Genomic DNA, 25,584 nt, shown 5'->3' with positions numbered 1-25,584 from the left:
GGGTTGGGGGCGCGCATGTTGGGTCGATGCGATCACCATCCGGATATCGCAATAACGGCGACATCAAACTTTGGTTCCCTGCCCTCCAAAAAAAATTCGGCTTTTTTGAATCTTTTTTCGGATGCCCTTCCCTCGTCGCGCGCTCGGCCGTTTCACCGATGCAGACGGATTAAATTCTTCCAGCAAAAACAGTGGATTGCTTGCGGGATTACACGCAAAAATCGTCAAAATTTTACCGTTTGATAAATTTTTAAACCTGAGTTACGCTTTCCCTCACAGGCCGTTTACCAATAATGAGGGAACTTCAATGGAACGACTGGAAACCGGGATTCATCCCGGCCGGCTTTCGCCCGCCGAGTATGAGGCTAATTTTTCCGATCTTCATCCGCGCCTCGATAATCATGAGGCGCTGGTCGCCGCTGACCGCTGTTATTTCTGTTATGACGCGCCATGCATGACGGCCTGTCCCACCTCGATCGACATTCCGCTGTTCATCCGCCAGATTTCGACCGGCAATCCAATCGGCTCGGCAAAGACGATCTTCGACCAGAACATCCTCGGCGGCATGTGCGCCCGCGTCTGTCCCACCGAAGAACTCTGTGAACAGGCCTGTGTGCGCAACACAGCTGAAGAGCGGCCGGTCGAAATCGGCCGCCTGCAGCGTTATGCGACCGATGCCGCCATGCAGGCGGGCCGGCAGTTCTATGCCAGAGCCGAACCGAGCGGAAAGACGATCGCCGTCGTCGGCGCAGGCCCGGCCGGCCTTGCCGCCGCCCATCGCCTGGCAGTGAACGGCCATTCCGTCGTCATCTATGATGCCAGGGAAAAATCCGGCGGTCTCAACGAATACGGGATCGCCACTTACAAGACCGTCGACGACTTCGCCCAGAAGGAAGTCGATTACGTCCTTTCGATCGGCGGCATCGAGGTTCGGCATGCGCAGCGTATCGGCCGCGATTTCTCGCTTTCCGATCTGCAGGCGCAATATGACGGCGTCTTCCTCGGTATCGGGCTTGCCGGCGTCAACGCGCTGCGCATCGAGGGCGAAAACCTTGCAGGCGTCGACGACGCCGTCGATTTCATCGCCGCACTCCGCCAGGCCGAAGACAGAAGCGACATCGCCATCGGCCGCCGCGTCGTCGTCCTTGGCGGCGGCATGACAGCGATCGACGCTGCCGTGCAGGCAAAGCTGCTCGGCGCCGAGGAGGTGACGATCTGTTACCGTCGTGGCAAGGAGCACATGAACGCCTCCGAATTCGAACAGGATCTGGCAAGCTCCAAGGGCGTCATCATCCGCCACTGGCTGGCGCCGAAATCGATCCTGTCGCAGGACGGCAAAGTCGCCGCGATCGAAGTGGAATATACCAAAATCCTCGATGGCCGCCTCGTCGGCACCGGCGAAACCGGTGTGATTGCCGCCGACCAGATCTTCAAGGCGATCGGCCAGAGCTTTGACGCCTCCGGTCTCGGTTCGCTGCGCATGGAATCCGGCCGCATCGCTGTCGATGGCGAAGGCCATACCTCGCTCGACGGCGTCTGGGCAGGCGGCGACTGCGTCTTCGGCGGTGACGATCTCACGGTTTCGGCGGTCGCCCACGGTCGCGACGCGGCTGAATCCATCCATCGTGCCCTCACTGCAGCAGCCGCTCCGGCTGTCGCCGTCGCTTGAAGGGGAGAATGAACAATGGCTGATCTCCGTAATAATTTCGTCGGCATCAAATCCCCGAACCCCTTCTGGCTGGCGTCTGCGCCACCGACCGATAAGGCCTACAATGTCGAGCGCGCCTTCAAGGCCGGCTGGGGCGGTGTGGTCTGGAAAACGCTGGGCGAGGAAGGCCCGCCCGTCGTCAACGTCAACGGCCCACGCTACGGTGCGATCTGGGGCGCCGACCGCCGCCTGCTCGGTTTGAACAATATCGAACTCATCACCGACCGCGACCTCTATACCAACCTGCGGGAAATGAAGCAGGTGAAGATGAACTGGCCGGACCGGGCGCTGATCGCCTCGATCATGGTGCCCTGTGAGGAAGAGGCCTGGAAGGCAATCCTGCCCTTGGTTGAAGAGACCGGCGCCGACGGCATCGAGCTCAATTTCGGCTGTCCCCACGGCATGTCCGAACGTGGCATGGGTTCGGCGGTCGGCCAGGTGCCTGAGTATATCGAGATGGTCGTGCGCTGGTGCAAGCAGTACACCCGCATGCCGGTCATCACCAAGCTGACGCCCAACATTAGCGATATTCGCCGCCCGGCCCGCGCCGCCAAGGCCGGCGGCACCGATGCCGTGTCGCTGATCAACACGATCAATTCGATCGTCTCCGTCGATCTCGATAACTTCGCCCCCAACCCGACGGTCGGCGGCAAGGGCAGCCATGGTGGTTATTGCGGCCCGGCGGTAAAGCCGATCGCGCTCAACATGGTGGCCGAGATCGCCCGCGATCCGGAAACCTACGGCCTGCCCATCTCGGGCATCGGCGGCATCACCACCTGGCGGGACGCTGCCGAATTCCTCGTGCTCGGCGCCGGCAACGTCCAGGTCTGCACGGCGGCGATGACCTACGGTTTCAAGATCGTCCAGGAGATGATCACTGGCCTCTCCGACTGGATGGACGAGAAGGGCCACCGCGACCTCGACGACATTACCGGCCGCGCCGTCCCAAATGTCACCGACTGGCAGTATCTAAATCTCAACTACATCGCCAAGGCGAAGATCGATCAGGACGCCTGCATCAAATGCGGCCGTTGCTACATCGCCTGCGAGGACACCTCGCACCAGGCGATCACCAACTTCGTCGATGGCGCTCGCCATTTCGAGGTGATGGACGAGGAATGCGTCGGCTGCAATCTCTGTGTCAGCGTCTGCCCGGTCGAGAACTGCATCACCATGGAACAGCTTCCCGCCGGCACCCTCGACAAACGCACCGGCCGGGTCGTCGACCCGAACTATGCCAACTGGACTACGCACCCGAACAACCCGATGGCGCGTCAGGCGGCGGAGTGAGGACTTGCAATGCCGCGGACAAGCTCGGTTCGCGGTATTGCCCTGTACCGCAATGCAAGTTTCGGGCTTGATGGGCGGCTCCAAAGGTGGCGAAAGGCGATTACGGGAAAATCATAAGGCTGCCGAAGTTAGCGCAGGCGATTCCACGAGAGAGCCATGCAGGACCACTCAAGCAGCGAAAAGTCGGAAACGATGCGTCCCCGTTCGCGCCGACGCCTCCCGATCGGAGCGGAGGTTGATGCCGGCGGCGTTTCGTTCAGGCTATGGGCCCCTGCCAGAGAACGCTGTTTCCTCGTGATCGAGGGAAATTCCCAACATCAGATGACGGCGGAGGACGGCGGCTACTTCTGCCTCCATCTGCCCGGCCTGGATGCAGGGACGCGATATCAATTTCACTTTGGAGATGCGGATGATCTTCTTGCCGATCCTGCCTCGCGTTTTCAGCCGGATGGCCCATCGGGGCCATCAGTCGTCGTGGACCCGGCGCGGTACCAGTGGAGTGATCACGATTGGCAAGGAATGCCCGCCTTCGGAGCTGCTCTCTATGAGATGCACATCGGCACCTTCACAAGGGAAGGTACCTTTGCGGCAGCCCGGGAAAAGCTGGAAAGACTTCGCGCTATCGGCATCAACTGCCTCGAAGTAATGCCGATAAATGAGTTTGAAGGCGAATTCGGCTGGGGTTACGACGGCACCTTGCTCTACGCTCCGACCCGGCTCTATGGAACACCGGATGATGTGCGCGGTTTCGTCGACGAAGCCCACCGGATCGGCATTGGGGTGATCCTCGACGTCGTCTACAATCACTTCGGTAAGGGTGAGCGTTTTTGCGAATTCACGCCAGACTATTTCACAGAGCGTTACTCGAACGAATGGGGCAAGTCGATCAACTTCGACGGTCCGAACAGCCGTGGCGTTCGCGAATATGTCGCGAAGAATGCGGCCTACTGGATCGATGAATTCCACTTTGATGGACTGCGTATCGACGCCACGCAGGCCTTGTTCGATTCGAGCCACGAACACATCATCACCGTCATTGCGAGGGAGGCTCGGGCAGCAGCGGGACAGCGGCAGATCTACCTCGTGAGCGAAAATGAGCCGCAACAAACCAACATGGTGCGGCCGGCTGATGTGGGAGGGCATGGGCTGGACGCCTTATGGAATGACGATTTCCACCGCTCCGCGACGGTGGCGCTAACCGGCCGCAGCGAAGCCTATTATCATGATCACCGCGGTACGGCCCAGGAGCTCGTTTCTGCCGCCAAATATGGCTGCCTGTTTCAGGGGCAGCGATATGATTGGCAGGATAAACCGCGTGGAACGGCTGGGCTCGACCTCAAGCCGTGGAATTTCGTACACTTCCTCCAGAATCACGACCAGGTCGCCAATTCCGGCACAGGCGCCAGGATCGGCCAGATAACATCGCCAGCCCGCCTTCGGGCTCTGACGGCGCTCCAACTGCTGGGGCCGCAAACGCCCATGCTTTTTCAGGGGCAAGAATTTGGTTCCTCTTCTCCGTTCTATTATTTCGCAGATCACCAAGGGGAAATCGCCGACATCGTCCGGCAGGGGCGGCGCAGTTTCATCAGCCAATTCCCGAACCTGAGGGATGAAGAGCTCATTAGACAGTTGGCGGATCCGTGTGCTCGCACGACGTTTGAGAAGGTGAAGCTCGATTGGGCTGAATGGGAGAGGAACGCGGCGCTCGTGCTGCTTCATCGCGACCTGCTGAATCTACGTCAGACAAACAAGGCATTTTCTCGCCAAGCCTGCGCTCGTGACGGCCAAATGGACGGTAATATTTTGTCCAGCTCCGCCTTCCTCCTGAGGTTCTTCGCGGGGAAACCGTCGGACGAAAGAATATTGTTGATCAACTTCGGCAATGACCTCGTGATCGATAGTCTGCCGGATCCGCTTTTCGCTCCACCAGAAGCTCACCAATGGCATCTCTCTTGGTCGAGTGAAGATGCCGCCTACGGTGGCAGCGGACGCCGCCCGTGTGATTTTCGGAAGCGTTGGGTATTGAACGGGGATATTGCCCTGGTCCTCGCCCCACTAAAACTCCAGAATCGGCAAAACGCCTCAGCAATGCCTATAGAGGACTGGCAAGCCGGCATCTTGCGAGCCGGGGACCCCGGCACCTAACTGCGGGCCTTCGCGTTTCGTCGTTGAAGCAGACGTTCGAGAAAATGAGAGAGGGAGTCGCCTGAACTCTCGCCATCGCCGCTGAGGACAGTAACGCCCCACCTCTTCAGAACATGCACCTGAACTTCGGTCGGCTCGTGCATGAAGAGAAACAGCGGCGGCCGGTGTCGGTCTAGTCCGGTTCGCCGCCATGTCGACCACAGGTGATGGAGCAAAAAGCGAATGTTCAGATCGGACATGCTGTAGCCGATAAACAGCAATGTCGAGGCGAAGGCATCGCTCCTGAATTTAATGTCCAAAGGAGCATCAAAGGACAGGCGATCGAAGTAATCCGACTCTGTCAGCACCAGTGTGTCCGGATCGGAGAAATCGCCGTGGTATTTGACGATTTGAGTTTTGCCGACCGGCGCGGTCGCCATGTCTTTCGCGCTTGTGATCCGCGTGAATGGCCGCCCGAACGTCTCATAGGACATTTCGAGATTTGCATCGTAATTAGTGGTGTAAACGAGAGGAAAATCCAATTCGACGATGAGCCGATGCAACTCCGATGTCCTCAGTTGCTCCGGCAAAATCTGCCACTCGCATTTCATCCATTCGACCAATTGAGACAATGAACCGTGCTTCAACCGGTAATATTCGGCAATTTCCTGGTAGGTCGTGCCGTGGGCGGCGGCGAACGAGGAAGGCAGGCCGAGGTCCGTCAACATGTGGTCGATGAGGCAGGTCCATGACGGCAAACCGACGCTCATCGATATTCCTGCCCCAACGAACAAAATGGCCTGCCGGCGTTCAAGCGCGCTGGCGATCGCCAATATCTGTTCATCGTGTGGCACGAATCCTCCTGACTGCCGTAGATCGAACGTGGTCCGGAGAGAGTTGTTTCCGTGCGCTAGCGTACCTCCGTGAGGTGCTTTAAAGACTTTGCGCAGGAAGAGCCGTGGCCGCTTTCGATTTCCTTGGCGCGCATGACTGCTGTCCTCCGCAATCCGTCACCACGCAGCACGGTTCGCGCCTCTCTCGGCGGGTCCGGCTGCAAGGATGCGGCAGCTTCGTGGTCCGCCTGAGCCTGCCCAGAGCAATTCCAGGAAAAGTGCGAAGCGGTTTTCTGTCCGGAATTGCGCGAAAACAAAAGGTTAGAGCGGTCCTGCGCTTCCATGAAAAGCTGAACCGCTAAGTGGCGTCGCCGATCCTCTGTGGGCCTCTGCGCGTTTCCAAGTCGTGGGCGTACGGTCCCGCATGTCCGCCGGTTCTCATGAAGTGCTTGTCGATTTCGGCAATGATCGCATCAGCCTTCTCTCCGGCATTTAATCTGATCAGAGCGTCCAGCTTCGCTTCGGTACGGTCATCGTTTTCCTTCGAAGACGGAGATCCGATATAGAGAAAGTAGGCAAGACCGACGACCTGCCAGAGCAATTGCAGGAATTCGGACTGCCAATTTTCAAAGGTGTCTCTGCCCATCTCATGAGATAGGCAATAACATCAGGCACCTGACCGTGGTTCTGCTGCTCGCCGACAAAAGCAAACCAACCAAATAACCAATGGCCGGTGAGCGAAAATAGAAAGAAGCCGACGGTGATCCAGGCGTAGGCGTATTTCTTGAACATGATACCTCCTTTGGACAACTGGGGCGGCGAGTGCGAAATCAGCCGCATTTGTTGAGATCCTCATCAGCTAATCCCCTGGCCGGCCCTTCAAGTTATTCCCCTAGGGAGCTCGATGCCGCAACCGGTGTGCCAGTCCTGAAGGCGGGCAGGACCTCGCGTCCGAAGGCTTCGATGAACTCGCGCTGATTGCGCCCCACATTGTGAATGTAGATTTCTTCAAATCCCATCTCGACATCGGCTTTTAGCCACTCGACATGCTGTTGCGGATCGGCCGAGATGCGCACATGCTCATCCATATCTTCCGGCCGCACCTTCAGACACGCCTCATCGAACTCCTCGGGCAAACGAAGGGTTTCCGAGATCGCAGCAGAAATTGCGTTGCTTCGCCACTGCTCGAAAGCGCTTGCTCTGGCTTCCTCTTCGGAGCCGGCATAGGAAATATGCGTTTGTAAGTAGAGCGGCTTTTGCTGCCCGCCGCCACGCCGGAAGGCGTCGACGACTTTGCCGAGCTTGTCGGGCGGCTGATTGATGGTGATAAGCGCATCCGCCCAGCCTCCCGCCCACTCGGCCGTTTCTGGCGAAAGAGCGCCGGCAACAATGCGCGGGACCTCATCAGGGAGAGTATGGACGCGGGCTTGATCGACTTTGATGGGCTCTGCCCGACTGACAAGCTTCCCCAACCACAAGTCCCGCATGATCTCTACCGCCGCCTGCAGCCGTTCATTTCTTTCGGCCTTGGAAGGCCAGCGTTCACCGATGACGTGTTCATTCATGGCCTGCCCGCTGCCCACCGCTATCCACGGCAACCGTCCCGAAAACATTTCCGCGATCGTCGCGCCGGCCTGTGCGGTAATCGCTGGATGATAACGCCAGCCCATAGGGACTGTTATGATACCGAAGGGAATAGATCGCGTGGCCTGGAGCGCCGCCCCTAACCAAGCCCAAGCGAAGCCCGACTGACCCTGCCTCTCACTCCACGGCGTCAGGTGATCGGACGACATCACGGCACCGAAACCCGCAGCTTCCGCAGCCTGCACATATCCGAGAAGCTCGCTTGGCGAAAATTGTTCATGGGACGCGTGATAACCGATGAGCGTCATGATCCGTTACCCTCGGAAATAAACCAGTGATAGGCATAGGGATCGAGTTCCAGGCGTGGCTGGATGGCGCCAGCGTACTCCACCTCGCCGATCAGATCTCGAAACTTCCCAGGCTGCATTCCGCCAAAATTGATTTCCGTCTTAATACGCCGGCCAGCAAGGTTGTGAACGAGCAACAGAAGCGACCCGGCGTCTTCAAAGCCGTGGACTAAAACAGCCGGATCCTCGGCGCTCAATCTCACCAGCCGCCCCTTCGTGAAGATCGGTTGGTTCCTGCGAAGAGAAATAAAGCGCCTGATCCCGTTCAACAGGGAATTTGGATCGTTGGATTGGTCGGCAACATTGACTTTTTTGTAGGAAAACGGCCCCTCGGCGACGATCGGCTGACACAGTTTTCCGGCGTTGGCACCGGAGAAACCGGCATTCCTTTCCGCCGACCATTGCATCGGTACCCTCACTGCATTGCGTCCGGGCTGGGAAAGGTCCTCGCCGATACCGATCTCGTCGCCGTAGACGATAAGCGGTGGCCCGCTCAGCGAAAAGATGATGCTGAAGGCGAGTTCGGTTCGTCGTTGGTCGCCGTTCAACATGGGCGCAACGCGACGGCGGATGCCGCGGCCGAATGCCTGCATCTCTTCCTTCGGCGCCAAGGCGTCGAAGACGTTCTTCTTCAAATCCGCAGGAACCCGGGAAAAATCGAGCTCGTCGAGATTGCGCAGGAAATTGACCCACGCGCAACCGGGCGGTGGCTCCGGAAGCAGGCTCAGTCCCTGATTGATCGAGGCCGCGTCTTCCCCAGCGAAGCCTGCGAAGAGATAGCAGGCGAGCATGAAGTTGAGCAGAAGCTGGAGTTGGTCTCCTTCTCCAAAATAGGCATCGGAAGCCTCCGGCGGAAGATTGACTTCACCAAGGAGCACACCACCCGGCCGCCTGCTTTGTAGATAGCTGCCGATCTCCCTTAGGATACCATGTGGATCACGAGGATTGGCATGCTCAAGTCCTTTATCGGCAATGATAAGCGGCGCGGCGTCAAGCCTGAACCCGCTGACCCCGAACGCGATCCAGTAGTCGACGATGCGCAAGATCTCTTCGCGAACCCGCGGATTAGCAGCGTTCAGTTCAGGCTGAAACTCATAGAAACTATGGAAATAATAGGCCCTCGCCACTTCGTCATAGGTCCAGAGGCTGTCCACTTCGCCCGGAAAAATCGACTTGGCCCCGGAAGCGACAGGCGGAGGATCGGCGCTCCAGACATAATAACTGCGGTAGCGCGTCTCGTCGTCCCGCCTGGCGGCCTGGAACCAGGGATGCTGATCGGATGTATGATTGACGACAAGATCGATGATCACCCGAATCCCATGCTCACCGGCGCTGTGCAGAAATGTCAGGAAGTCGTCAAGCGTTCCGACCTTTGGGTTGATCGAATAGAAATCGCTGACGTCATAACCATTATCGCGATCCGGACTGCGATAAAACGGCAGGAGCCAGATGCATGTGATTCCGAGTTCTGAAAGGTAGGTCAGCTTTTCAGTCAGGCCCACGAAGTCGCCAATGCCGTCGCCATTTCCATCGGCGAATTTCTCGACATCGATGCTGTAGATCACTGCCTCCTCATACCAGCTGCTGCTTCGGTTCGGCACCGCGACGGTCTCCCGATAATCTCTGTTGCCACCCCTTCTAACGGTTCCGGAACGAGGGGGTTCCTCGGATTGCGCCAAGTCCACGGGTGCCGGGGGAAGCGGAAGGAAGGTCTGCGCCGGTGGAACCTGCAGACATCACCGGTGTTTTCCCAATATCCCGAACAGATGGGAAAGCCTCCGATGGATCACTCCACGACACCGCTGGCAAGTCCCGAGCGATCACCTCTCCAACCGAAATGGTGGCATACCGCAACTGTCTACCAGGTCTATCCGCGCAGCTTCTGCGACTCGAACGGCGATGGCATCGGCGATCTCCCCGGCATCACCTCAAAGCTCGATTATCTCAAAAAGCTCGGGATCGACATCATCTGGCTGTCGCCGATCTACAAGTCGCCGATGGACGACAATGGTTACGACATATCCGACTATCGGGACATCGCCTCCGAGTTTGGCACGCTCGCAGATTTCGACCAGTTGGTGGCGGAGGCAAAAGATCGAGGAATCGGCATCATGCTCGACCTCGTCGTGAACCACACCTCCGATGAGCATCCGTGGTTTCTTCAATCCCGTCAGGGTTCGGACAACCCATTCCGCGACTTCTACATCTGGCGAAAGCCTGCGCCGGGCGGAGGACCGCCGAACGGCTTGAAATCCTCCTTCGGCGGGCCGGCGTGGACGCTGGACCCCGCAACAGGCGAATATTACCTGCATATGTTTTCCCGCCGTCAGCCGGACCTCAATTGGGAGAACGGGAGGGTACGGGCGGAAATCTATGACATGATGAACTGGTGGCTCGAGCGCGGCATTGCCGGCTTCCGTATGGATGTCATTGATTACATCGGCAAGCAGGTGGACCGGGAGCTCATCAAGGACGGACCGCATCTGCACGACTATTTGCAGGAGATGAATGCCAGGACGTTTGGCAGCCGCGACATTCTTACGGTTGGTGAAGCCTGGAGCGCCACTCCCGGCGCGGCCCTCCTCTATTCCGGGCGTGACCGCCAAGAACTGTCGATGATCTTCCAGTTCGAGCACGTCATCCAGCAATGGGACACGGTCTATGGGAAATGGCGCCCGAAACCGCTCGACCTTGTCAATCTCAAGACGGTCCTCAGCAAGTGGCAGCTTGCCTTGTCCGAAGATGGGTGGAATTCGCTCTTCTGGGGCAATCACGATCTGCCACGCGCCGTCTCGCGCTACGGCGATGTCACCGGCTATCACGTGGAGTCCGCCAAGATGCTGGCGACCGTGCTGCATCTCCTGAAAGGCACGCCTTTCATCTATCAGGGTGAGGAGATCGGCATGACGAACGTCCCGTTCACCTCCATCGAACAGTACCGGGACATCGAAACCCTCAACATGCACAGGCTGCACGTGGAGGCCGGCCTTTCCCCAGAAGAGTTTATTCGCGGAGCAAACGAGAACGGCCGCGATAACGCCCGCACACCGATGCAATGGAGCGCGGCCCCTTATGGCGGTTTCTCGACCGGCGTGCCCTGGATCGAAGTCAATCCCAATTATCCGAAGGTCAACGCTGAAGCGGCCATTAGGGACGAGAGCTCGATCTGGAACCACTATCGCAAATTGATCGCTCTCCGGAAGACGTGCCCTGTCATCGTATACGGGGAATACCGATCCTGGCTCGACCAACACCCTGATGTCTTCGTCTATACCCGTACATTCGACAGGACTCGGATGATCGTCGTCGCCAACTTCACCCCACGGCACATTGCGCTGAGTTTGCCATCGGAGCTCGGCATGAACGGAGAATGTCTCATCTGCAATTATGAACCGGTGAACATGATCAACGAGACCATTGAACTCAGCCCATACGAGGCCTTCGCCATAGCGTCTAGAACAGGATGACTTTAGGCCGGGTCGGCCTAAAATCTGAATCCTGTTCTCAATTCAAGAGTTAGAGCATGATGTCGCCCGAAAACCGCTCATAGTTTTCGGCATCATGCTCTAGGTGAAGCTAGTATCCGATCACAGTTGCTTGGCTTTTGCTGTGCTCGAGGCTGGGATCTTCTCGGCTATCGCAAGCGCCGGGGCAGAGAAAGAGGCTGGCGCCGGCTGCCCCTCGATGCTATGGCCGCGCCGATCGCGAAGGAAGCAAGGGCTGCAAGGCCCAGCATCAGAGGCGCCGGCAGCGATGACCGCGAGCGCGAACGTAAACCGCCATCGATATGTGCCGTGTCCTGGGAAGGCCGATAGAGATTACCGTCACTTTTCGCGACAGGTGATGCGCGGTTGAAATAGGCCGCCATGAAGCGGCCGAGCAAACGCGCCGTCAGGTTTGGCGCCAGCAAGTGAGCGAGACGTGTTGCGTTAGTTACGGCGCCAACGGTGGTCGTTGCTCGCGGATGTTTTGCCACCTGGACTATGGCTTCGGCAACGCGCCGAGCATCGATCAGCGGCGGCGGCGCGGAGACCTTCCGGCCGACATAGTTGGCGCCATGCATCAGGCCGGGCGTATCGACGAAGGCGGGGTAAATATCACAGATATGAATGCGAGGCTTATCCGCCACCTCCGCCCGTAAGGCCTCGGAAAATCCGCGAAGCCCGAACTTGCTGGCGCTGTAGGCTGTGGCGAACGGCGCCGCTGCAAAACCGCCGAGCGAAATCATATTGATGAAGACGCCTCTCCCCTGGCGCAGAAACACCGGCAGAACCGCGTGTGCGTCGTTGATATGTCCCAGCAAGTTCGCGCGGATGACCTGCTCATGCGCTTCAATGGGCGTCTCCTCGAACCGACCAACCGCGCCGACTCCGACATTGCTGACCCAGACATCTATCTTGCCGAACGAGGCAGCTTTCGAGGCAAGAGCCTTGACGGCATCGGGGTCGGTGACATCCGCAACAACTGAAGTGACCTCGCCGCCAAGGAGGCGGCAGCCCTCTGCCACTTTTTCCAGCGCGGCACCGTTGCGCGACGCGAGCACCAGCCTGCTCCCCTGCCTGGCGAATGCCTCGGCTGCGGCTTGGCCGATACCACTCGATGCGCCGGTAATGACGACGACAGCATCCTTGAGATTGGTTGTCATAGTCGAAGCGTCCTTCCGATTTACCACTTTCTGCGCAAACAACCCGGCGCCATTGAAGTTCCCGGCCAGCGAACATCGCGCCTTTTCAGGCAACTCTTGCTGTCTCGGAGCGTGCTGAGATGTCGCTCATCACCACGCGCCCTCTCGAGATGCGATCGAGAGCGGCCATTTAGAGCCTTTCCGGGTTAGATTGCAGCATTCTGCCGGAGCAGGTTTTCGTCAGGGCAGAGGCGATTGGCGAAGGGCATACCCCTAGGTACGTCCGAGCCGATCGCCTTTGCCCTGGCGGAAAGATGCCCGGCCCTTCGGGTTGGCTGAAACGGGCCGGCTGATCGATCGGCCGGCTTGGCCGTAGAACTTGGCTACGACGCGCGCCGGCCGGTCGACCATCCGACTCCGTTTGAGCCAACAGAATGCTTCAATCTAACCCGGAAAGGCTCTAGCTAGGTTAAATGCAGGCAAAGGATGCCTTAGCCACCGAATGATTTTCGATAGGCATGAGGGCTTGTCCCGAGCCGCCTGCGAAAATGATGCCGCATGGTTGCCAGTGTTCCAAAGCCGCTGGCAGCGGCGATGTCATCGAGCGAAACGGCAAGTTCCTTCTCCATCAGATCGCGGGCATGACGCAGCCGCTCCTTCAGCAGCCATTCGCCGACGCTGAGGCCCGTCGTCGCTTCGAAGCGCCGCTGGAAGGTGCGCATGCTCATGCCCGCTCTTTTCGCAAGCAGGCTGATTGGCTGGTCCTCGGAAAGGCTTTCGCGCATCCATTCGATCAGCGGCCCCAAGCGGATACCCTCGCGTTCCTCGGGAACCGGCGCGTGAATGAACTGCGCCTGTCCGCCTTCGCGGTGTGGCGGCACGACCAGACGGCGGGCGACGCTGTTTGCGGCCTCCGAACCGAAATCGCCGCGCACCACATGCAGGCAGAGATCGATGCCGGCAGCACTGCCCGCCGCCGTCAGCAGGCTGCCTTCGTCCATGTAGAGAACGTCGGCGTCGAGTGCGATGTCGGGATAACGCGCGGCGATCGAGGCGACATAACGCCAATGCGTCGTCGCCCTGCGGTTCGTTAGCAGACCCGACCCGGCAAGAACGGCAACACCTGAGCAAAGTGACATGATCCTTGCGCCGCGTTCATGCGCGGCCTTGAGCGCTGAAACCAGCGGCTCAGGAACGGCGGCATCGATCGACCGCCAACCCGGCACGACGATCAGGTCCGCTTCGTCAAGCACTTCCAGTCCCTTGTCGACTGCCACCGTCAGCCCTCCCGCAGCGCGAAGCGGACCCGGTTCGATGCCGCAAACCGAGAAGCGATACCAGCCTTCGCCCATTTCCGGCCGTGGCAGGCCGAAGACCTCGTAGGCGATGCCGAATTCGAAGGTGCAGAGCCCGTCATAGGCAAGTGCGGCGACCAGCGGTCCTTTCGTCTGCGGCGGCAATGAATTTGGCATGATCTTTACGCTGTCGGTCATGATGGCCAATTTCGCAAAGCTTTAGCATCGGCAATACCAGGCGGCAACTTCAGAAAAAGGAAAACCGATGCCAAGCCCCATTTCCCAAATACCTGCTGCAGCTCCGCATGCCGCCGTCGCTCACTTTGCCGCCAAGCTCGCTTTCGAATCCGATTGCTCCGACGTGCATGCCGCCTTTGCGGCCGGCAAAGTCGATTTCGTTCTCCTCGACGTGCGCTCGCCGCAGCTCTTCGCAGAGTCCCACATTCCCGGAGCCATCAACCTGCCGCACGGCAAGATGACGGCGCACCGCATGTCGACATGGGCAAGCGATACACTCTTCGTCGTCTATTGCGCCGGCCCGCACTGCAACGGCGCCGACAAGGCTGCCTTCCGCCTCGCCAATCTCGGGCTTCAGACCAAGCTGATGATCGGCGGAATGACCGGCTGGGCCGATGAAGGCTTCGCCTTCGAACAGGGCGTCCCTGCTGCCGCATGAGGGCCTCCCGTCTCCCCTGCAATTATTGCAGCGGGGAGACGGGAAAATCGCGGCAGTCAGAACTCGACGACCACCTTGCCGAAAGGCCCGCGATAGAGGTGATCGAGCGCCTCAGGGAATTCGTCGAAGGCATAACGCTTGTCGATCACAGGCTTCAGCCCGGTCTGGTCGATTGCCCGCACCAGATTTTCAAGCGCACGGCGATGGCCGACCGAAATGCCCTGCACGACTGGCGCCTTGAGCAGGAATGGGCCGGCCGGGCCGGAAACCTCGAATCCCTCGAACACGCCGATAACGGAAATGCGGCCATTGATCGCCACCGCCTTCAGCGCCTGGCCGAGATGTGGGCCGCCGACGATCTCAAGCACGTGATCGGCGCCATAGCCGCCGGTCAACTGATAAAGTTGTTCCACCCAGTCGCCCTCATGGCGGTTGATCGTATGATCGGCGCCGAGAGCAACGGCGCGCTCGAGCTTCTCGGCGCTGCCTGATGTGATGAAGACCTCCGCGCCATGCGCCTTGGCGATCTGCAGACCGAAGAGCGCCACCCCGCCGGTGCCTTGTACTAGCACCTTGTCGCCGGCTTTCAGACCGCCGCGTTCGATCAGGGCGAACCAGGCAGTCAGTCCGGCGCAGGGCAAGGTGCTCGCCTGCGCCGCATCGAGCGTATCAGGCGCGCGTGAATACCATTCCTCCGATAGCACGGTGTATTGCGAGAGGACGCCGGGATAGAAGCCGCCGCGCGTCTTGTAAGGTGGCGTGCGCGCATCGCCCAAGCCGCGTCCGTCAATCCAGTCGGGCGAAAACGTCGAGATGACCCGATCGCCCGGCTTGAAACGGCTGACATCGGGTCCGACTGCCTCGACGACCCCTGCCATGTCCGAAGCTGGCACGAAGGGAAATTGCAGCGGCAACCCCATGCCGCTCTCCATCAGCAACCGATCGCGGAAATTGAGCGAGACGGCTTCCGTCCGGACCAGAACCCTGTTTCCCGAAACCGGTTCGAGCCTCCGCTCCCCGATCGTCAGCTGGCGCTCCGGCCCTACCGCGTCGATCTGCCATTGCCGTGTTGTCTGCATTGTCTTGCTCCTTGTCCATTGCAGGGAGCGCAAAACATATCGTTGAATATTTCGCACCAGTTGCGATATTTATTCTCCAGAATGGTTCCAAAGAGGAAACAAATGGAACAGCTGAAGGGTATCTCGATCTTTGTCGAAGCCGTCGAGGCAGGTGGCTTTTCGGCCGCCGCCGAGCGGCTTCACCTCACGCGTTCGGCGGTCGGCAAGACGATCGCACGTCTGGAACAGCGTCTCGGCGTGCGGCTTTTCAACCGTACGACACGCATGCAGAGCCTCACCGAGGAAGGCCGCTTCTTCTACGAGCGCTGCCTGCGGGCGGTCGAGGAAATCCGCCTCGGGGAAGCGATGCTGGAATCCGGCCGGCGTGATGTGCGCGGCCGCCTGCGCATCTCGATGCCGGTGCTTTTCGGCCGCCATTGCATCACCCCGATCCTGGCACGCCTGCTCGATGAACATCCGAACCTCGAACTCGACCTTTCCTTCAACGACCGTATCGTCGACCTGCTCGAGGACGGCTTCGATCTTGTCATCCGCAACGGGCCGCTGAAGGACAATCCGGATCTGATGGCCCGGGCGATCGCCCGCCAGCGCATGACCGTCTGCGCATCGCCCGCCTATCTGGAAAAACATGGTTCGCCTCAGACCGTCTTCGATATTCCCCGGCATGAGGGCATCGTCTATAGGCGGGGCGATGATGACAAGGGCTGGATCTTTCCGACTGCAGCCGATCCCGGGCGGCGGATGCCGCCAAAGGCGCGGCTGCGGCTCGACGACCTTGCTTCGATTTCCGATGCGGCCGTCGTCGGGCGCGGACTTGCCTGGCTCCCCTGCTGGCTGGTCCGCGAGGAGGTGCTGGCAGGCCGGCTCATTCAGGTGTTGAAGCAGGAACCGGCCAATGTCTTCGATGCCCATGCCGTTTGGCTGCGCTCTCCGGTCATGCTGCCGAAGGTGCGGCTCGCGATCGATACGCTCGCCGCAGGACTGCCGGCAATGATGGGCTGAAGCGCTCGCCACGCGTCTGCGAGCGACGAGAAACCCATGTAATTCCTATACGTTTCCCTGGAAATCACCCGATGCAGCAGTATATCCGATAGTTCACCGTCCGTTGTGGACGACCGCCATATCACTCGGAACACGGTCAGCATGTCACTTCGCAGCGCTCTCCGCGCACAAACTGCAGATTGCCACGCCGCGGTCGACGCTCTCTTCGGCAGTTTCAATCTCTCACGCACCCAGGATTACAAGGCATTCCTGCGCGCGCATGCCCAGGTCGTACCATCAGTCGAACATGCGCTTGAGGAAGCCGGGATCGCTCGCCTGCTGCCCAACTGGTCGGAACGAAGGCGCGCTCACCTGCTCGCTGCCGACATTAGGGAACTCGGCGATCGATTGCCCGCGCCCCTTCCTCAACCCGCCTTGCATTGCGAAGCAGCGGTCTGGGGTGCTGCCTATGTCCTGGAAGGCTCCAAGCTCGGCGGCGCGCTGCTCGCCAAGGCCGTGCCTGATCATTTGCCCAGCAGCTACCTGACCCCCCAAGGCCCGAAGGGCGCCATGCGGCTCTTCATGGATCGTCTTGACGCGAGCAAGGTGGACGATCCCGGCGCTGCCGTCACGGCCGCTCGCAATGTCTTCGATCTCTTCCTAAAAGCGGGGCAACTCACGCTGGAAACCGTGCCATGAGCGGCACGCACGAACCTGTCGATCTCACCAACTGCGACCGTGAACCGATCCACCAGCTTGGATCGGTTCAACCTTTCGGCTTTCTCCTGGCGATATCCTCAGACTGGATTGTCACCCGCGCCTCCGCAAATCTGGTGGAGTTTCTCGATGTTGCGCAGGCCGACGCGATCGGCCGTCCCGTTGTTTCGCTGATCACACCCGAAGCACTCCACGCCGTCCGCAACAAGCTTACCACGCTGCGCGGTCCCGACGTCGCCGAGCGCATTTTCGGCATTGCCCTGATGCCCGATCAAAACAGGTTCGACATTGCCCTGCACCTGAACGGAGGTGAGGTCATCATCGAAGGCGAGCGCTGCCAGGATGACCGGCACGACGCCGCTTCGCTCTCCATGCGCAGCATGATGTCCCGCCTCGACCACACGGAAACACTGGAGGCTTTCTTCCGCGAAGGTGCAAGACAGGCGCGCGCCTTGACTGGCTTCGATCGGGTCATGGTTTATCGTTTCGACGAAGGCGGTTCCGGCGAAGTGGTGGCGGAAGCCGCCCGGGCCGGCATCGGCTCGTTTCTCGGGCTGCACTATCCGGCTTCCGACATTCCGGTGCAGGCGCGCGCGCTTTATCTGCGCAACCTGTTCCGCATCATTGCCGATGTCGACGCCGTCCCGGTCCCGATCCTGCCGCAACGCGACGAGCACGGCCAGCCGCTCGACCTCTCCATGTCGGTATTGCGTTCTGTTTCGCCGATCCACATCGAATATCTGAAAAACATGGGCGTCGGCGCTTCGCTCTCCATATCGATCGTCGTGGACGGTAAGCTCTGGGGCCTATTTGCCTGCCATCATTACGGCCCGCGTCTGCCTTCGGCCCAAAGCCGCTCCACTGCCGAACTCTTCGGTCAGATGTTTGCGTCGCGTCTTGAAAGCCGCGAACGGCGGCTGGCTCTCGACTACGAGACCAAGGCGCGCCGCATCGCCGACCGGCTTCTCACCTCCGTGGCAGACAATGCGAGCCTGCTCGACGATCCGGCCTGGCTGATTGAGGCGCTCGCCGATGCCATTCCTGCTGACGGGATCGGCGTCTGGATCAACGGCCGGCTGGCACTCGCCGGCATCGGGCCGAATGAGAGAAGTTTCGCAGCCCTCGTCCGCCACCTCAACCGTAGCGCTGCCGGCCGAATCTATGCCGTGGACAGGCTCTCAGAAACCTATCCGGACCTTGAGGTCGACGATGCGGTGGCAGGCATGCTCGCCATCCCGATCTCGCGTTCGCCGCGCGATTATGTCGTGCTTTTCCGTCAGGAATTGGTGCGCACCGTCCGCTGGGGCGGCGACCCACACAAGCCGGTGGAATACGGGCCGAACGGCCCGAGGCTGACGCCGCGCAAGAGTTTCGAAGCCTGGTCGGAACTGGTGCGCGGCCGCTCCCTTCCTTTCACGGACGCCGAGCGCCGTGTCGCCGAAACCATCCGCGTCACACTGATCGAAGTGGTGTTGCGCCTCACCGACGAGGTCAGCATGGCGCGCCAGACGGCAAACGAGCGCCAGGAACTGCTGATTGCCGAGCTGAACCACCGCGTCCGCAACATATTGAGCCTCATCACCGGCATTATCCGGCAGTCGCAGGCAACGTCGGTCGGCCTTGGCGACTACATTCGCCAGCTCGAGGGCCGCATCCAGTCACTCGCCCGCGCCCATGACCAGATCACCCGCGATCACTGGGCGCCCGCTTCGCTTCGGCAATTGCTGCTCGCAGAGACCGCCGCCTATCTCGGGAAAAACGCGCAACGCATCCAGATGAGCGGCGAGGATGTGCTGCTGGAACCGCAGGCCTTTTCCACCGCCGCCCTTGTTTTCCATGAGCTGATGACCAATAGCGCCAAATATGGCAGCCTTTCCGGAATTGGCAGCGGCACCGTCCAACTCGGCTGGCATCGCGACGACGAGGGCAATCTGCGCATTAGCTGGCGCGAAAAGAATGGTCCACCCGTCGTCGAACCCAAACGCCATGGCTTCGGTTCGACGATCATCCGCCGCTCGATCCCCTATGACCTTGGCGGCAAAGCCGAGGTCCGCTACGCCAAGGATGGGCTCGAGGCCGATTTCTCCATCCCCGCGCGACATGTCGTCGGCCCCACGAGCGAACGATCAAATCCGGCTCCGCTCGGAACGACCGAACCCAAGACCAATCCCGACGATCAGCCGCTTTTCGGCCTGAACGTGCTGCTGGTGGAAAACAATCTGATCATCGCCATGGATGGCGAGGACATCCTGCGCCGCCTGGGCGCCGACGTGGCTACGGCGCCAAGTGTCACTGAGGCGATGGAAATTCTGGCAGGCCAGTCCTTCGATCTGGCGCTTCTCGATGTCAATCTTGGCGATGAGACGAGTTTCGGAATTGCCGACCGGCTGGCTGCCGAAGGCGTGCCCTTCGTTTTTGCCACGGGCTATGGGGAGGGCATCGCCCAGGCCAACAGCCACTCGGACGCGCCCGTGCTACAGAAGCCTTATACGATGGAGGGCATGACGGATATTCTTGCCCGGGTTCCGCTCTCGCGGAGAGGATAAGAGCCTCACGCCTCCAGGGGATCCGGTCGCAGGCCGCCGATGAAGAGCTGTTCCAGAAACCGCGCCGCATCCTCGAAGCGCCCTTCGCCCGAATGTTCCTGCCCCAGCACGGCACGCACCTGAACGTCGAAATCCGCGTAATGCTGCGTTGTCGACCAGATGGAGAAGATCAGGTGATAGGGATCGCATTTGACGATCTTGCCTGATTTCGCCCAGGCGCGGATGACCTCCGCCTTCTCGTCGACCAATTCCTTCAGCGGTCCCTTCAGCTCGTCCTCGATATGCGGCGCGCCCTGCAGCACCTCGTTGGCGAAAAGCCGGCTCTCGCGCGGAAAATCGCGGGCCATCTCCAGCTTGCGGCGGATGTAGCTGCGGATTTCCGCCTCCGGATTGCCTTCGGCGTCGAAGGCCCGCAACGGCTCCAGCCAGGTGTAGAGCACCCGGTCGATCAGCGCCCGGTGCATGGCTTCCTTGGTGCGGAAATAATAGAGCAGGTTGGGTTTCGACATGCCCGCCACTTCGGCGATCTGGTCAATGGTCGAGCCGCGAAAGCCGCTTGCCGAAAACACGTCGAGGGCCGCTTCCAGGATCTGCTCTTCCTTCTCCTCCTGGATTCGCGTCCGCCTCAGGGTTTTCGCTGCTCTCGGTATGGTCACAGGCTGTTATTTCCCCTTGAAATTCAACTTCTTCGCTCAAGTTTAGACCGGAAACGTTCCCCGCCGCTTTCTTGAGCAACTGCCCGTATTTTTATCGGCAATTTTCGTGATTTTCGTCTTGAGCCCGGCGGTGGAAGTTGTAATGTTTACCAATCGGTCAAATTATCCGCCAGATGCAAAGCAAAGGCAACTGACGATTTTCCGGCGCCTCGACAAAACCAATAAGGGAGCGCGGGAAAGGACCACGGGAACAGGCGGGCATGACCTTTGCATGACTGCCGCAAACAGGTGAGGGCATACGAAATGGTGGCAGCACCAGGCGAGAACATGCGCGTCAATGGCGACCGTCTCTGGGACAGTCTCATGGACATGGCAAAAATCGGCCCCGGCATAGCCGGCGGCAACAACCGCCAGACACTGACGGATGCCGATGCGCAAGGCCGCAGCCTTTTCAAAAAATGGTGTGACGATGCCGGTTTGACCACGGGTGTCGACCGGATGGGCACGATGTTCGCCAGCCGCCCCGGTACCGATCCCGATGCCTTGCCGGTCTATGTCGGCTCGCATCTCGACACCCAGCCGACCGGCGGCAAATATGACGGTGTGCTCGGCGTGCTCGCAGCCCTCGAAGTCGTGCGCACCATGAACGATCTCGGCATCAAGACCAAACATCCGATCGTCGTCACCAACTGGACCAACGAGGAAGGCGCGCGTTTTGCCCCTGCCATGCTGGCGTCAGGCGTCTTCGCCGGCGTGCACAGCCTGGATTTTGCCTATAATCGCAGGGACCCCGAGGGCAATCTGTTCGGCGACGAACTGAAGCGCATCGGCTGGGTTGGCGACGAAGAGGTCGGCGCCCGCAAGATGCACGCCTATTTCGAATATCACATCGAGCAGGGACCGATCCTCGAAGCCGAGGAAAAGCAGATCGGCGTCGTCACCCATTGCCAGGGCCTCTGGTGGCTGGAATTCACGCTGACCGGCAAGGAAGCCCATACCGGCTCGACGCCGATGAACCTGCGCGTCAATGCCGGTCTCGCCATGGCCCGCATTCTGGAAATGGTCCAGGACGTGGCGATGGGCGAACAGCCGGGCGCCGTCGGCGGCGTCGGCCAGGTATTTTTCTCGCCAAACTCCCGCAACGTGCTGCCGGGCAAGGTCGTCTTCACCGTCGACATCCGCTCGCCCGACAAGGAGAAACTCGACCGCATGCGGGCAAAGATCGAGGCGAAAGCGCCTGAGATCACCGACGCACTCGGTGTCGGCTGTTCCATCGAGGCGATCGGCCATTTCGAGCCGATCACCTTCGATCCGAAACTGGTCACGTCGGTGCGCGACGCCGCCGAGCGGCTCGGCTACAGCCACATGAACATCATCTCCGGCGCCGGCCACGACGCCTGCTGGGCCGCCAAGGTCGCGCCGGCAACGATGGTCATGTGCCCATGCGTCGGCGGCCTCTCGCACAATGAGGCGGAAGAGATCTCAAAGGAATGGGCGATGGCGGGAGCCGATGTGCTGTTCCATGCGGTGGTCGAGACGGCGGAGATCGTGGTGTGATGGCATCAGATTTGCCGACCACTTATCTCGATTATCCTGATATCTTTAAGTTCGAAACTCAGCGAACTGCCGATGACCTCGCGTGGGCCACCGCCAATGTGACGCCAGTGAACGAAGGTCCGTGGGACGACATCCCTGGCGTGCAGATCTTCTACATTGGCATCAACACGGCAGGCGAGCGGATCAAGCTTCCGCAAATATCGAGCTTTTGGCGATATAAACCTTCTGGTGTTCAGCTGGCCAAGTCAGATGACCGCGACCCAGATGCGCTCCACCAAACCTACTATATCTATGGGCCTGGGCCCGGTGTCGTTCGCATCGAACTTGGCCCTTCCACGCCTGGCATACTGATCGAACGTCCCAAGGACAGCCAACCCGTACAGTCAACCGGGCTGATCGACGGCAAGGATTTTTACTTTCGCGAATGCGATGGCATTTGGTCCTTGTCGGTGGGTGGCATTGACGTCCTTGAGCAGCCCGACTGGTATTACGAAGAGAAGCGCGACAAGCCGAATGAGTTGAGTGAGGAGGCCGTCTACAGCCTTATCGCCAAGGGTGCGGCGCTCTTTAGAAACGGCACGCCCACGATGGCAGTGGAGCCGTAAGTCAATAAGATCGCAGGGAAAGGAACAGCAGCCATGACCACAGTCATCAAGAACGGCACCATCGTCACCGCCGACCTGACCTATAAGGCTGACGTGAAAATCGACGGCGGCAAGATCGTCGAGATTGGTCCGAACCTCTCGGGCGACGAGACGCTGGATGCCACCGGCTGTTATGTCATGCCGGGCGGCATCGATCCGCACACCCACCTCGAAATGCCCTTCATGGGCACCTATTCTTCCGACGATTTCGAGAGCGGTACGCGCGCCGCCCTTTCCGGCGGCACGACCATGGTGGTCGATTTCGCCCTGCCCGCCCCCGGCCAGTCGCTGCTCGAGGCGCTGACCATGTGGGACAACAAATCGACTCGCGCCAACTGCGATTATTCCTTCCACATGGCGGTCACCTGGTGGAGCGAGCAGGTCTTCAAGGAGATGGAGACCATCGTCCGCGACAAGGGCATCAACACCTTCAAGCACTTCATGGCCTACAAGGGCGCGCTGATGGTCGACGATGATGAGATGTTCGCCTCCTTCCAGCGCTGCGCCGAACTCGGCGCCCTGCCGCTGGTGCACGCCGAAAACGGCGACGTCGTCGCCTCGATGTCGGCAAAGCTGCTCGCCGAGGGCAATAACGGCCCCGAGGCGCATGCTTATTCCCGGCCCGCCGAAGTGGAAGGTGAGGCCACCAACCGCGCCATCATGATCGCCGACATGGCCGGCTGCCCGGTCTATATCGTCCACACCTCCTGCGAACAGGCGCACGAGGCGATCCGCCGCGCCCGTGCCAAAGGCATGCGCGTCTATGGCGAACCGCTGATCCAGCACCTGACGCTCGACGAGAGCGAATATTCCAATCCCGACTGGGATCACGCGGCCCGCCGGGTGATGTCGCCGCCATTCCGCAACAAGCAGCATCAGGACTCGCTTTGGGCAGGGCTTGCCTCCGGTTCGCTGCAGGTGGTCGCCACCGACCATTGCGCCTTCACCACGGCGCAGAAGCGCTTCGGGCTCGGCGACTTCACCAAGATCCCGAACGGCACCGGCGGCCTCGAAGACCGCATGCCGATGCTCTGGACCCATGGCGTCAACACTGGCCGGCTGACGATGAACGAATTCGTCGCCGTCACCTCGACCAACATAGCCAAGATCCTCAACATCTATCCGAAGAAGGGCGCGATCCTTGTCGGCGCCGATGCCGACATCGTCGTGTGGGACGCGCAACGTTCCAAGACCATCTCGTCCAAGGCCCAGCAGTCGGCGATCGACTACAACGTCTTCGAAGGCAAGGAAGTGACCGGCCTGCCGCGCTATACGCTGACGCGCGGCGTTGTCGCAATCGAGGAAAACACCATCAAGACCCGCGAGGGCCACGGCGAATTCGTCAGGCGCGAGCCGGTCACGGCTGTCAGCAAGGCGCTTTCACAGTGGAAGGACATCACCGCGCCGCGCAAGGTGACGCGTAGCGGCATTCCGGCAAGCGGCGTATGACGATGGCGCATGACGATACGGCCATCAACCGGGGACCGCTGCCTCTATGCCAATGACCTCACGCCGGCACCAAAGCGTCCAACTCCGGCAGAAGCACGACGCTTTCCTGCTCGTTCGGATCGGTGCGGGCGATGATCGCCGTGCACGGCGTGCTGCTGAGGTTTGCCGGCAGGTGCGGCACGCCGGCCGGGATATAGAAAAGTTCGCCGGCATGGACGATGACGTGATGCTCCAGCCGGTCTCCGTACCAGGTATGGGCCTCGCCGGAGAGCATGTAGATCGCCGTCTCGTGCGCCTCGTGCAGATGCGCCTTGGCGCGTACACCGGGCGGGATCGTCAGGAGGTGCATGCAGATGCCCTTGGCGCCGACCGTCTCGGCCGCGACCCCCTGGAAATAGCTGAGCCCCTGCTTGCCGTCATAGGCATGGTTGGGGCGAACGATGTGGCAGGTGGGCTTTGATGTCACGTCCATCCTCATCCTCCATGGAGTGTGTCGTCGATAAAACCGGCGGTAATGATAGCACGCAAACCGCTTTTCCGCGGCGAAAACAAGACTGGTCGCATTGATGCAAACACCCTCCGTCGTATCCGCCAAGGATCTCTGTCTCACCTACCAGGCCAATGACGGCCCGGTGCGTGCACTGAGCAATGTCAATCTCGATGTCCGCAAGGGCGATTTCGTCTCTTTCATCGGCCCCTCGGGCTGCGGCAAGACCACGTTCCTGCGTGTCATCGCCGATCTCGAAAAGAGCACCTCGGGGGAGATCTCGATCAACGGCATGACGCCGGAAGAGGCTCGCAAGGCCCGCGCCTACGGCTATGTCTTCCAGGCACCGGCGCTCTATCCCTGGCGCACCATCGAAAACAACATCGCCCTGCCCTTAGAGATCATGGGCTATTCCGGCGCCGACCGGACGCGGCGCATCGCCGAAGCGCTCGATCTGGTCAGTCTTTCGGGCTTCGAGACGAAATTCCCCTGGCAGCTTTCCGGCGGCATGCAGCAGCGCGCCTCGATCGCCCGTGCGCTCGCCTTCGACGCCGACCTGCTGTTGATGGATGAGCCCTTCGGCGCCCTGGACGAGATCGTCCGCGACCATCTGAACGAAGAGCTGCTGAAACTCTGGACCCGCACCAACAAGACGATCTGCTTCGTCACCCATTCCATCCCCGAGGCGGTCTACCTCTCGACCAAGATCGTGGTGATGTCTCCGCGCCCGGGCCGCGTGACCGACGTGATCGACTCGACCCTGCCGGCCGAGCGCCCGCTCGACATCCGCGAAACCCCGGAGTTCCTGGGAATCGCCCATCGCGTCCGCGAAGGGCTGAGGACGGGCCACGCATGAGGAGCGGGAGCGTGCACCCTGGGGCCACCCCCCTCTGCCCTGCCGGGCATCTCCCCCACAAGGGGGGAGATCGATATGCCGCGCCGGCTTCCCCAAACAAAGATCGCCGTTCCGTTCGCTATAGAGTCGAC

22 protein-coding genes are annotated in these 25,584 nt (G+C 60.1%); 12 read left to right on the top strand and 10 right to left on the bottom strand.

The genetic code is table 11. The features are described 5' to 3' along the window. Positions 1-307: 307 nt before the first annotated feature. From HFO71_RS00460 to treZ, 3 genes are all read left to right on the top strand, one after another. Complete coding sequence (locus HFO71_RS00460; RefSeq protein WP_077979073.1) at positions 308-1,669, top strand: NAD(P)-dependent oxidoreductase; 1,362 nt, start codon at positions 308-310, stop codon at positions 1,667-1,669. 15 nt (positions 1,670-1,684) lie between these two features. Continuing rightward, a complete protein-coding gene (gene preA / locus HFO71_RS00455; RefSeq protein ID WP_025395657.1) occupies positions 1,685-2,998 on the top strand; it encodes an NAD-dependent dihydropyrimidine dehydrogenase subunit PreA in 1,314 nt (437 codons plus the stop codon). A gap of 156 nt (positions 2,999-3,154) precedes the next feature. Next, on the top strand, positions 3,155-5,143 hold the full coding sequence (treZ, locus tag HFO71_RS00450) for a malto-oligosyltrehalose trehalohydrolase (protein ID WP_221987432.1): 1,989 nt from the start codon (positions 3,155-3,157) through the stop codon (positions 5,141-5,143). Here treZ and HFO71_RS00445 read toward each other — a convergent pair. The 5 genes from HFO71_RS00445 to HFO71_RS00430 form a co-directional block, all read right to left on the bottom strand. After that, positions 5,140-5,976, bottom strand: a complete 837-nt coding sequence (locus HFO71_RS00445; RefSeq protein WP_025395659.1) for an SIR2 family protein — start codon at positions 5,974-5,976, stop codon at positions 5,140-5,142. The genes treZ and HFO71_RS00445 overlap by 4 nt on opposite strands. A gap of 337 nt (positions 5,977-6,313) precedes the next feature. After that, the gene (locus tag HFO71_RS36280; RefSeq protein WP_338150476.1) at positions 6,314-6,562 is read right to left on the bottom strand and encodes a hypothetical protein; all 249 of its coding nucleotides are present in this window, start codon (positions 6,560-6,562) and stop codon (positions 6,314-6,316) included. Then, a complete protein-coding gene (locus HFO71_RS00440; RefSeq protein WP_245006849.1) occupies positions 6,457-6,747 on the bottom strand; it encodes a hypothetical protein in 291 nt (96 codons plus the stop codon). Before HFO71_RS00440 ends, HFO71_RS36280 begins: the two co-directional genes overlap by 106 nt. A 92-nt stretch (positions 6,748-6,839) precedes the next feature. Next, positions 6,840-7,847 (bottom strand): TIGR03885 family FMN-dependent LLM class oxidoreductase, encoded by a 1,008-nt coding sequence (locus HFO71_RS00435; protein WP_131639720.1) that lies wholly within the window; start codon positions 7,845-7,847, stop codon positions 6,840-6,842. After that, positions 7,844-9,487: an alpha-amylase family protein gene (locus tag HFO71_RS00430; protein ID WP_221987431.1), complete on the bottom strand. Its 1,644-nt coding sequence runs from the start codon at positions 9,485-9,487 to the stop codon at positions 7,844-7,846. Before HFO71_RS00430 ends, HFO71_RS00435 begins: the two co-directional genes overlap by 4 nt. A gap of 180 nt (positions 9,488-9,667) precedes the next feature. Between HFO71_RS00430 and HFO71_RS00425 the strand changes: the two genes are divergently transcribed. Further along, positions 9,668-11,353 carry a glycoside hydrolase family 13 protein gene (locus HFO71_RS00425; RefSeq protein ID WP_221987430.1) on the top strand — a complete coding sequence of 562 codons (1,686 nt, stop codon included), beginning with the start codon at positions 9,668-9,670 and terminating at the stop codon, positions 11,351-11,353. Between the two features lie 167 nt (positions 11,354-11,520). On the opposite strand, the gene HFO71_RS00420 is transcribed toward HFO71_RS00425, so the two are convergent. After that, positions 11,521-12,531: an SDR family oxidoreductase gene (locus HFO71_RS00420; protein ID WP_221987688.1), complete on the bottom strand. Its 1,011-nt coding sequence runs from the start codon at positions 12,529-12,531 to the stop codon at positions 11,521-11,523. 470 nt (positions 12,532-13,001) lie between these two features. After that, a complete protein-coding gene (gene ftrA, locus HFO71_RS00415) occupies positions 13,002-14,003 on the bottom strand; it encodes a transcriptional regulator FtrA (RefSeq protein WP_077979080.1) in 1,002 nt (333 codons plus the stop codon). A 67-nt stretch (positions 14,004-14,070) separates the two neighbouring features. Here ftrA and HFO71_RS00410 point away from each other — a divergent pair, with 67 nt between their 5' ends. After that, entirely contained in the window at positions 14,071-14,481 is a 411-nt protein-coding gene (locus HFO71_RS00410) for a rhodanese-like domain-containing protein (RefSeq protein ID WP_221987429.1), read from the top strand. Positions 14,482-14,537: 56 nt separating this feature from the next. Here the strand turns inward: HFO71_RS00410 and HFO71_RS00405 are convergent, their stop codons facing one another. Further along, positions 14,538-15,560 carry a zinc-dependent alcohol dehydrogenase family protein gene (locus HFO71_RS00405; protein ID WP_025395667.1) on the bottom strand — a complete coding sequence of 341 codons (1,023 nt, stop codon included), beginning with the start codon at positions 15,558-15,560 and terminating at the stop codon, positions 14,538-14,540. 102 nt (positions 15,561-15,662) lie between these two features. Here HFO71_RS00405 and HFO71_RS00400 point away from each other — a divergent pair, with 102 nt between their 5' ends. The 3 genes from HFO71_RS00400 (at position 15,663) to HFO71_RS00390 (ending at position 19,804) form a co-directional block, all read left to right on the top strand. Then, the gene (locus HFO71_RS00400; protein ID WP_221987428.1) at positions 15,663-16,562 is read left to right on the top strand and encodes a LysR family transcriptional regulator; all 900 of its coding nucleotides are present in this window, start codon (positions 15,663-15,665) and stop codon (positions 16,560-16,562) included. Positions 16,563-16,703: 141 nt separating this feature from the next. Continuing rightward, the gene (locus tag HFO71_RS00395; protein WP_077979082.1) at positions 16,704-17,240 is read left to right on the top strand and encodes a biliverdin-producing heme oxygenase; all 537 of its coding nucleotides are present in this window, start codon (positions 16,704-16,706) and stop codon (positions 17,238-17,240) included. After that, positions 17,237-19,804 (top strand): HWE histidine kinase domain-containing protein, encoded by a 2,568-nt coding sequence (locus HFO71_RS00390; protein ID WP_221987426.1) that lies wholly within the window; start codon positions 17,237-17,239, stop codon positions 19,802-19,804. Before HFO71_RS00395 ends, HFO71_RS00390 begins: the two co-directional genes overlap by 4 nt. Before the next feature lie 5 nt (positions 19,805-19,809). Here HFO71_RS00390 and HFO71_RS00385 read toward each other — a convergent pair whose 3' ends face one another. Beyond that, complete coding sequence (locus tag HFO71_RS00385) at positions 19,810-20,460, bottom strand: TetR family transcriptional regulator C-terminal domain-containing protein (protein WP_077979084.1); 651 nt, start codon at positions 20,458-20,460, stop codon at positions 19,810-19,812. Between the two features lie 303 nt (positions 20,461-20,763). On the opposite strand from HFO71_RS00385, the gene HFO71_RS00380 reads away from it, so the two are divergent. Genes HFO71_RS00380 through hydA form a run of 3 tightly spaced genes read left to right on the top strand, consistent with a single transcriptional unit; the run spans position 20,764 to position 24,110 of the window. Further along, complete coding sequence (locus HFO71_RS00380; RefSeq protein WP_221987424.1) at positions 20,764-22,017, top strand: Zn-dependent hydrolase; 1,254 nt, start codon at positions 20,764-20,766, stop codon at positions 22,015-22,017. Then, the gene (locus HFO71_RS00375) at positions 22,017-22,622 is read left to right on the top strand and encodes a hypothetical protein (protein ID WP_168284610.1); all 606 of its coding nucleotides are present in this window, start codon (positions 22,017-22,019) and stop codon (positions 22,620-22,622) included. The genes HFO71_RS00380 and HFO71_RS00375 overlap by 1 nt, the downstream gene beginning before the upstream one ends. A 33-nt stretch (positions 22,623-22,655) precedes the next feature. After that, the gene (hydA, locus tag HFO71_RS00370) at positions 22,656-24,110 is read left to right on the top strand and encodes a dihydropyrimidinase (RefSeq protein ID WP_131665203.1); all 1,455 of its coding nucleotides are present in this window, start codon (positions 22,656-22,658) and stop codon (positions 24,108-24,110) included. Positions 24,111-24,168: 58 nt separating this feature from the next. Here the strand turns inward: hydA and HFO71_RS00365 are convergent, their stop codons facing one another. Continuing rightward, entirely contained in the window at positions 24,169-24,582 is a 414-nt protein-coding gene (locus HFO71_RS00365) for a cupin domain-containing protein (protein WP_003542280.1), read from the bottom strand. A 94-nt stretch (positions 24,583-24,676) separates the two neighbouring features. Between HFO71_RS00365 and HFO71_RS00360 the strand changes: the two genes are divergently transcribed. Next, positions 24,677-25,453, top strand: coding sequence for an ABC transporter ATP-binding protein (locus HFO71_RS00360; protein ID WP_221987422.1), 777 nt, complete (start codon positions 24,677-24,679; stop codon positions 25,451-25,453). Positions 25,454-25,584 lie beyond the last annotated feature (131 nt).

The organism is Rhizobium laguerreae (assembly GCF_019778565.1).
Taxonomy (GTDB): domain Bacteria; phylum Pseudomonadota; class Alphaproteobacteria; order Rhizobiales; family Rhizobiaceae; genus Rhizobium; species Rhizobium laguerreae.
This window is presented reverse-complemented; position numbering and strand designations above follow the sequence as displayed.

Coding starts and splice junctions, on each gene's coding strand:
- ftrA (WP_077979080.1), bottom strand. CDS start 14,003: ATGACCGACAGCGTAAAGATCATGCCAAATTCATTGCCGCCGCAGACG.
- HFO71_RS00420 (WP_221987688.1), bottom strand. CDS start 12,531: ATGACAACCAATCTCAAGGATGCTGTCGTCGTCATTACCGGCGCATCG.
- HFO71_RS00460 (WP_077979073.1), top strand. CDS start 308: ATGGAACGACTGGAAACCGGGATTCATCCCGGCCGGCTTTCGCCCGCC.
- HFO71_RS00400 (WP_221987428.1), top strand. CDS start 15,663: ATGGAACAGCTGAAGGGTATCTCGATCTTTGTCGAAGCCGTCGAGGCA.
- HFO71_RS00380 (WP_221987424.1), top strand. CDS start 20,764: ATGGTGGCAGCACCAGGCGAGAACATGCGCGTCAATGGCGACCGTCTC.
- treZ (WP_221987432.1), top strand. CDS start 3,155: ATGCAGGACCACTCAAGCAGCGAAAAGTCGGAAACGATGCGTCCCCGT.
- HFO71_RS00410 (WP_221987429.1), top strand. CDS start 14,071: ATGCCAAGCCCCATTTCCCAAATACCTGCTGCAGCTCCGCATGCCGCC.
- HFO71_RS00395 (WP_077979082.1), top strand. CDS start 16,704: ATGTCACTTCGCAGCGCTCTCCGCGCACAAACTGCAGATTGCCACGCC.
- HFO71_RS00405 (WP_025395667.1), bottom strand. CDS start 15,560: ATGCAGACAACACGGCAATGGCAGATCGACGCGGTAGGGCCGGAGCGC.
- hydA (WP_131665203.1), top strand. CDS start 22,656: ATGACCACAGTCATCAAGAACGGCACCATCGTCACCGCCGACCTGACC.
- preA (WP_025395657.1), top strand. CDS start 1,685: ATGGCTGATCTCCGTAATAATTTCGTCGGCATCAAATCCCCGAACCCC.
- HFO71_RS00390 (WP_221987426.1), top strand. CDS start 17,237: ATGAGCGGCACGCACGAACCTGTCGATCTCACCAACTGCGACCGTGAA.
- HFO71_RS00365 (WP_003542280.1), bottom strand. CDS start 24,582: ATGGACGTGACATCAAAGCCCACCTGCCACATCGTTCGCCCCAACCAT.
- HFO71_RS00440 (WP_245006849.1), bottom strand. CDS start 6,747: ATGTTCAAGAAATACGCCTACGCCTGGATCACCGTCGGCTTCTTTCTA.
- HFO71_RS00435 (WP_131639720.1), bottom strand. CDS start 7,847: ATGACGCTCATCGGTTATCACGCGTCCCATGAACAATTTTCGCCAAGC.
- HFO71_RS00375 (WP_168284610.1), top strand. CDS start 22,017: ATGGCATCAGATTTGCCGACCACTTATCTCGATTATCCTGATATCTTT.
- HFO71_RS00360 (WP_221987422.1), top strand. CDS start 24,677: ATGCAAACACCCTCCGTCGTATCCGCCAAGGATCTCTGTCTCACCTAC.
- HFO71_RS00425 (WP_221987430.1), top strand. CDS start 9,668: ATGGATCACTCCACGACACCGCTGGCAAGTCCCGAGCGATCACCTCTC.